The sequence below is a fragment of the Pseudorhodobacter aquimaris genome (assembly GCF_001202025.1).
Classification (GTDB): domain Bacteria; phylum Pseudomonadota; class Alphaproteobacteria; order Rhodobacterales; family Rhodobacteraceae; genus Pseudorhodobacter; species Pseudorhodobacter aquimaris.
Window position 1 is genome coordinate 1 of the sequence record NZ_LGHS01000043.1, and the last position, 6,458, is coordinate 6,458.

The 6,458-nt window shown below is 64.1% G+C and carries 4 protein-coding genes and 1 pseudogene; all 5 read left to right on the forward strand.

All coding sequences use genetic code 11. The annotated features are described in order from the left end of the window. The first annotated feature begins 109 nt into the window (after window positions 1-109). The gene (locus AKU94_RS06445) at window positions 110-2,551 is read left to right on the forward strand and encodes a phage tail tape measure C-terminal domain-containing protein (RefSeq protein ID WP_050526496.1); all 2,442 of its coding nucleotides are present in this window, start codon (window positions 110-112) and stop codon (window positions 2,549-2,551) included. Beyond that, the gene (locus AKU94_RS06450; RefSeq protein ID WP_050526497.1) at window positions 2,551-3,177 is read left to right on the forward strand and encodes a DUF2460 domain-containing protein; all 627 of its coding nucleotides are present in this window, start codon (window positions 2,551-2,553) and stop codon (window positions 3,175-3,177) included. The genes AKU94_RS06445 and AKU94_RS06450 overlap by 1 nt, the downstream gene beginning before the upstream one ends. Beyond that, a pseudogene (locus AKU94_RS06455) lies at window positions 3,174-4,057 on the forward strand (DUF2163 domain-containing protein). The gene AKU94_RS06450 and the pseudogene AKU94_RS06455 overlap by 4 nt, the downstream one beginning before the upstream one ends. Then, complete coding sequence (locus AKU94_RS06460; protein WP_198144855.1) at window positions 4,057-4,497, forward strand: NlpC/P60 family protein; 441 nt, start codon at window positions 4,057-4,059, stop codon at window positions 4,495-4,497. Before AKU94_RS06455 ends, AKU94_RS06460 begins: the two are co-directional and overlap by 1 nt. A 10-nt stretch (window positions 4,498-4,507) precedes the next feature. Continuing rightward, the coding region (locus tag AKU94_RS06465) for a baseplate multidomain protein megatron (protein ID WP_198144854.1) at window positions 4,508-6,458 on the forward strand (1,951 nt) is incomplete at its 3' end.

Sequence of the window (6,458 nt, forward strand, 5' to 3'; positions counted from 1 at the left end):
GATTTGAAACTTAGTGGACAGGATTGCTGTCTCCGACATGATCATACCCCCTCTAGATCGATAAACAAAACGTAAGACGTTCCACTTCGAATTTCAAGGATCCTGTTCCATGGCAGAAAAACGCGTCTCCGTCCGCCTTGTCGCCGAAGGCGGCCGCCAGGTACGCGCCGAGCTGGAAGGTATCGGCGAGGCAGGATCGCGCGGTCTTGGCCGTCTGTCGTCCGAGATGGAACTGGCCAATGCCCGTCTTGGCAGCTTTGCCCGCAAGGCCGGGATTGCGCTGGCGGCGGTCACCGTCGCCGCCGCCGCTGCTGGCGTGGCGATGATCCGCTCTGGCCTTGCGAATGTCGACGCGCAGGCCAAGCTCGCCCAATCAATGCGAACCACGGTGGAAAGCGTCCAGACCCTGACATGGGCCGGGGAGCTCGCGGGCGTGTCGATGGGCGAGATCGAGCAGGCGACGAAGAAACTGACCACGCGCCTGTCGGAAGCGGCCACCGGATCGGGATCTGCCGTAAAAGCCCTGCAGCGGCTGAACCTGACCGCGGCGCAGTTGCAGGCCCTGCCGCTGGACCAGCGCATCATCGCCATTCAGGAGGCGCTGAACCAGTTCGTGCCCGAGGCGGAACGGGCTGCCGTCGCATCGGACCTTTTCGGCGACCGGGCAGCATTGGCTTTCTTACGCATCGATTCCGTCACGCTGCGAGAGGCTGCGCAAGACATCCGGGATTTCGGGGTTGCCGTCAGCGCCAGTGATTCCGCCCAGATCGAGCGCACCGGCGATGCCATCGCCCGGTTAAGCCTGATCTGGACCGGTCTCGTCAACCGCCTGACCGTCGCCGTCGCACCAGCGCTTGAGACTATCGCGACAAAGCTCGCTGACATGGCGCGCGCGACAGGTCCTATTGGGCGCGCAATCACGTCGCTGTTCGACAACGTCGGACGGCTGACCACCTATGCTGCGACTTTCGCAGGCATCATGGCCGGGCGCTGGGTGGCGGGCATGGCGGCGGCTGCCCTGTCCGTGCGTGGCCTCGCCACAGCATTGGTCTTCCTGCGTGGAGCACTGATCCGCACCGGCATCGGCGCGCTGATTGTCGGCGCGGGTGAGCTGGTCTATCAATTCTCGCAACTTGTCACGCGGGTCGGCGGCGTGGGCGAAGCGTTCAGGCTGCTGGGCGATCTGGCCAAGGAGTTGTGGTCGCGCATCGGCCTGTCGCTCGACGCCGCCTTTGCCAATATGGCTGCTGGCTGGGAGGGGCTGAAAGCGGCCGAGCTCTCTGCACTCGAAGGCACCATTGCTGGTGTCGTCAGTTTCGGCGACCGGACGGCGGCCATCTTCCAGGGGGCCTATGATGCAGCCGTGGCGATCTGGGGCAGTCTGCCCGGAGCGATTGGTGACTTTGCCTTTCAGGCCGCGAACGGGTTGATTTCCGGCGTTGAAGCGATGCTGAACGGCGTCGTCACCCGCATCAACAGTTTCATCAACGGGTTGAACACAGCTCTGGCGCTGCTGCCGGAATGGGCAACAGGTGAAGGTGGCATCAGGATCGGCACGCTGGATCCAGTGGACCTGGCGCGGATCGGTAACCCGTTTGCAGGTGCGGCAACGGCAGCGGGTGCCGCCGCAGCCGATGCCTTCTCCGCCGCGCTGTCTCGCACCTATCTGGAACCACCTGACCTCGGTCTTGGCACAATGGCCGACGACGCCCGCGCCCGCGCCGACGGTTACCGCGAGGCCGCAGGGATGCTTGCCGACGCCGCGGGCCGCCCGCTTGCCAGTTGGCAAGCGCTGCGAGACGCGGTGACAGGCTCCGGTGCCGAAGCTGAAGCCGCACTGGCCGATGCCGCGGCCTCGGCTGACGCGCTCGGGCTGGGATTGGACGACACTGCCGTCGCTGCCGGTGGTGCAGGAGCTGCCGCACGCTCTGCCGGGGCGGCAGCGGCCGAGGGCGCGGAGCACGCCGCGACCGGCTGGGGCGCAGTCACCGCAGCGCTAGCCGACTATGCCGCCAAGGCACGTGATATCGGTGGCGATATCGGCAACGCTTTGGTCGGGGCCTTCACCTCGGCCGAGAACGCGGTGGGCGAGTTCGTGAAAACCGGCAAGCTGGATTTTCGCGATCTCGTCACCTCGATGATCGCCGATCTGGCCAAGCTGGCAGCACGGCGCTTCATCCTTGGCCCCATCGCAAACGCTCTGTCAGGTGCGCTGGGCGGCGCGGGTGGCCTGTTTGCCAACGTCCTCCACGCAGGCGGTGTTGTTGGGGCTCCAACGCCTGGCCGCATGGTGCCAGCACTGGCTTTTGCCAATGCACCGCGCATGCACTCTGGCGGCTGGGCAGGACTGAAACCGGACGAGGTTCCAGCGATCTTGCAACGGGGCGAGCGCGTGCTGTCGCGCCGGGAGGCGGCTGGCTATGGTCAGTCCAGCGCCCCCAACGTCAACGTCACCATCATGGCCCGCGATGCCGAAAGCTTCCGCCAATCGCGCACTCAGGTGGCGGCAGACATTGCCCGCGCCGTGTCACTGGGCCGGAGGGGGATGTAATGGCGTTTCACGAGGTTTGCTTCCCCGACAATATCAGCCGTGGCGCACGCGGTGGGCCCGAGCGGCGCACTCAGGTCGTTGAACTGGCAAGCGGCGACGAGGAACGCAACGCCAGCTGGGCCAACTCTCGCCGCCGGTATGATGTCGCCTATGGGATCCGCCGCGCCGACGATCTGGCAGCGGTGGTGGCGTTCTTCGAGGCCCGCAACGGTCGGTTGCACGGGTTTCGCTACAAGGATTGGGCCGATTACAAATCCTGCCTGCCGTCGCAGGCGATCACCGCGATTGACCAGCAGATCGGGACCGGAACTGGCAGTCTGAAAACCTTCCAGCTGGCCAAACGCTACATCTCCGGCGCGCAAAGCTGGGTCCGGACCATTGCCAAGCCCGTCGCCGGAAGCGTTCGTGTCGCACTGGGCATGGTTGAGCAGATGTCGGGCTGGACGCTGGATGCGACCACCGGCGTCATCACCTTCACCATCGCTCCGGCCAATGGCGTCATCGTCCGCGCCGGTTTCGAATTCGATGTGCCGGTCCGCTTCGACAGCGACACCCTCGACGTGACCCTCGATTTTGAGCGGCTCGGATCGATCACGTCCATCCCTCTTCTGGAGATCCGCAGATGAAAACCCTCTCGCCTGCGCTGCAGGCCCACCTCGATGATGGCACCACCACCCTGTCCTGGTGCTGGCGGATTTCGCGGTCTGATGGTGTTGCGCTCGGCTTCACCGATCATGATCGCACGCTCAGTTTCGACGGCACCGCGTTTGAACCGGAGAGCGGGTTAGCCGCGTCGGAAATTCGCTCCGGCTCCGATCTGGCCGTCGATGCGCAGGACGCAAGCGGCGTGCTGACTTCCGACCGGATCACCGAAACCGACATTCTTGATGGCCGCTGGGACAATGCCGGAGTGGAACTTTGGCGGGTGAACTGGGCCGATCCCGGCCAGCGCGTGCTCTTGCGCCGGGGTGCTGTGGGACAAATCCGGCGCGGCCGCATGGCCTTCGTGGCGGAGGTGCGGTCAATGGCACATGTGTTGGGTCAGACCGTCGGGCGGACGTTTCAGGCGGGGTGTATGCGCGCTTGGGCGATGCGCGCTGTGGCATTGATCTGGAAAACGCCATCTACAAGGGTGCTGGCGTGGTCACCGACCTGCTGCGCGACCGCGCGTTCATGGCCTCGGGGCTATCCGGTTTTGACGCAGGATGGTTCACATCCGGCACGCTGACCTGGACAGGTGGGGCGAACGTCGGACGCATCACTGAAGTTCTGGCGCACGCATTGCACAGCGGCATCGCGACATTCACTCTGCTGGAAGCACCGGTGCGCGCCATCACCATGGGCGACGGATTCATCGCGCGCGCAGGCTGCGACAAGCGCATTGCCACCTGTAGCGCGAAGTTTGCCAATACGCCCAACTTTCGTGGCTTCCCCAACATCCCAGGGCAAGATGCCGTGCTGCGCTATGCCAGCCAAGACGGCGGTCATGACGGGAGCGTCCTATGATGGCCGTCGATCCAGCACTGGTCATTGCGACTGCCCGCAGCTGGCTCGGCACGCCCTACCACGACCAGGCCAGCCTGCGCGGTGTCGGCTGCGATTGCCTCGGTCTTGCGCGCGGAGTGTGGCGCGAGGTGGTCGGGGATGAACCCTTCCCGATCCCGCCCTACAGCCGGGATTGGGGCGAGACCGGTCCGCGTGAAGTTCTGGCAGACGGCGCGCGCAAGATGATGCGGGAGGTCGCGCCCTCTGAAGCCGGTCACGGAGCGCTGGTCCTGTTTCGAATGGCCCCGCGCGCCATCGCCAAACACGTCGGGATCCTCACCGCGCCTGACCGCTTCATCCATGCCTATGAACGGCTGGGCGTGGTCGAGGAAGTCCTGACCCCCACTTGGCGGCGGCGCATTGCTTTTGCCTTCCTGTTTCCGCTCCCAAGCAGCATCTGAGATCTTCATAATGGCAACTTTAGTTCTCGGGGCCGTCGGCTCCGCAATTGGTGCTGGCTTCGGCGGCACGATCCTTGGCTTTTCTGGCGCTGCCATCGGTGGTTTTATCGGTTCGACCGTGGGCTCCGTGGTCGACAGCTGGATCGTGTCATCGCTGGCACCGGCCCAACGCATCGAGGGCGCGCGGCTGGACAGCCTGCGTATCACCTCGTCGACCGAAGGGGCCGTAATCCCGCGCCTTTTCGGGCGGATGCGCATTGGCGGCAATATCATATGGGCGACTGATTTCCGCGAAGAGACCAAAACCACCAGCCAAGGTGGCGGTAAAGGTGGCGGGCCGAAGGTCAAGACGACGGAGTACCTCTACTATGCGTCTTTCGCAGTCGCTTTGTGCGAGGGCGAGATCACCGGCATTGGCCGCGTGTGGGCGGACGGCAAGGTAATGGATATGTCCGGCGTCACATGGCGCTGGTACCCGGGCGATGAGGCGCAAAGCCCCGATCCATTCATTGCGGCCAAGATGGGTGCCACCAATACGCCCGCCTATCGCGGCACTGCCTATGTGGTATTTGAAGAACTGGCCCTCAGCGGCTTCGGTAACCGCCTGCCACAGATCAGCTTTGAAGTGTTCCGGCCCCTGGCTGATCCCGACACCGCCGAGGGGCTCGTCAAGGCGGTGACGCTGATCCCAGCTTCGGGTGAATTCAGCTACGCGACCGCGCCGGTCAAGAAATCCAGCGGTTCCGGTGGCGCGACCGTCGCGGAAAACCTGAATGCCATTTCCGATACTGCCGATATCGTTGTGGCGCTGGACCGCCTGCAATCCATGGCCCCTGCGGTGGAAAGCGTCTCTCTGGTCGTGGCGTGGTTCGGCGATGATCTCCGCGCAGGATCCTGCAAAGTGCGGCCTGGCGTCGAGGTCTCAGCAAAGACCACGACACCCTCGGCGTGGTCGGTCAATGGCGTCTCGCGCGCCAGTGCTTTTTTGGTCAGCCGCGACGCCGAAGACCGCCCTGTCTACGGCGGCACGCCTGCCGACTTTGCCGTGGTGCAGGCGATCAAGGAAATGAAGGCGCGGGGCCTGCGCGTCACCTTCTATCCCTTCATCCTCATGGACGTGCCACCCGGCAACACCAAACCCAATCCTTACAGCGCCAATGCTTCCGGGATCGGTCAGCCGACGTTCCCTTGGCGCGGGCGCATCACCTGCTCACCTGCAGCAGGCTTCGCGGGTTCGGTGGACAAAACCGCAACGGCAGCCACGCAAGTCTCATCCCTGTTCGGCACCGCGATGCCTGCGAACTTCAGCGTCTCTGGCGAATCCGTCAGCTGGACCGGCCCAATTGGCGAATGGTCCCTGCGCCGGATGATCCTTCATTACGCACATCTGTGCAAAGCCGCTGGTGGCGTCGATGCCTTCCTGATCGGCTCGGAAATGCCCCGTCTCACCACCATCCGCTCTGGGGCCAGCAGCTATCCCGCTGTCACGGCGTTCAAAAGCCTCGCAGCTGATGTGCGGGTAATCCTCGGCGCTGGGCCGAAGATTGGTTATGCGGCCGATTGGTCAGAGTATTTCGGCCACCACCCCGGCGATGGCTCTGGCGACGTGTATTTCCACCTCGACCCGCTCTGGTCGGATGCCAATATCGATTTCATCGGCATCGACAACTACATGCCGCTGTCCGACTGGCGCGACGGCTTTGATCATGCCGATGCGATCCTCGCCCCGGCTATCTATGACCGCGCCTATCTGCAATCGAACATCACCGGCGGCGAGGGGTTCGACTGGTTTTACGCCAACGCATTGGATCGCACTGCGCAGGTCCGAACGCCCATCACCGATGGCGCTGCCGCCAAACCGTGGGTGTTTCGCTTCAAGGATCTGCGCGCTTGGTGGCAAAACCCGCACTTTAACCGCCCGGGCGGGGTGGAAAGCGGCACGCAAACATCGTGGGTGCCGC

Coding starts and splice junctions, on each gene's coding strand:
- AKU94_RS06445 (WP_050526496.1), top strand. CDS start 110: ATGGCAGAAAAACGCGTCTCCGTCCGCCTTGTCGCCGAAGGCGGCCGC.
- AKU94_RS06450 (WP_050526497.1), top strand. CDS start 2,551: ATGGCGTTTCACGAGGTTTGCTTCCCCGACAATATCAGCCGTGGCGCA.
- AKU94_RS06460 (WP_198144855.1), top strand. CDS start 4,057: ATGGCCGTCGATCCAGCACTGGTCATTGCGACTGCCCGCAGCTGGCTC.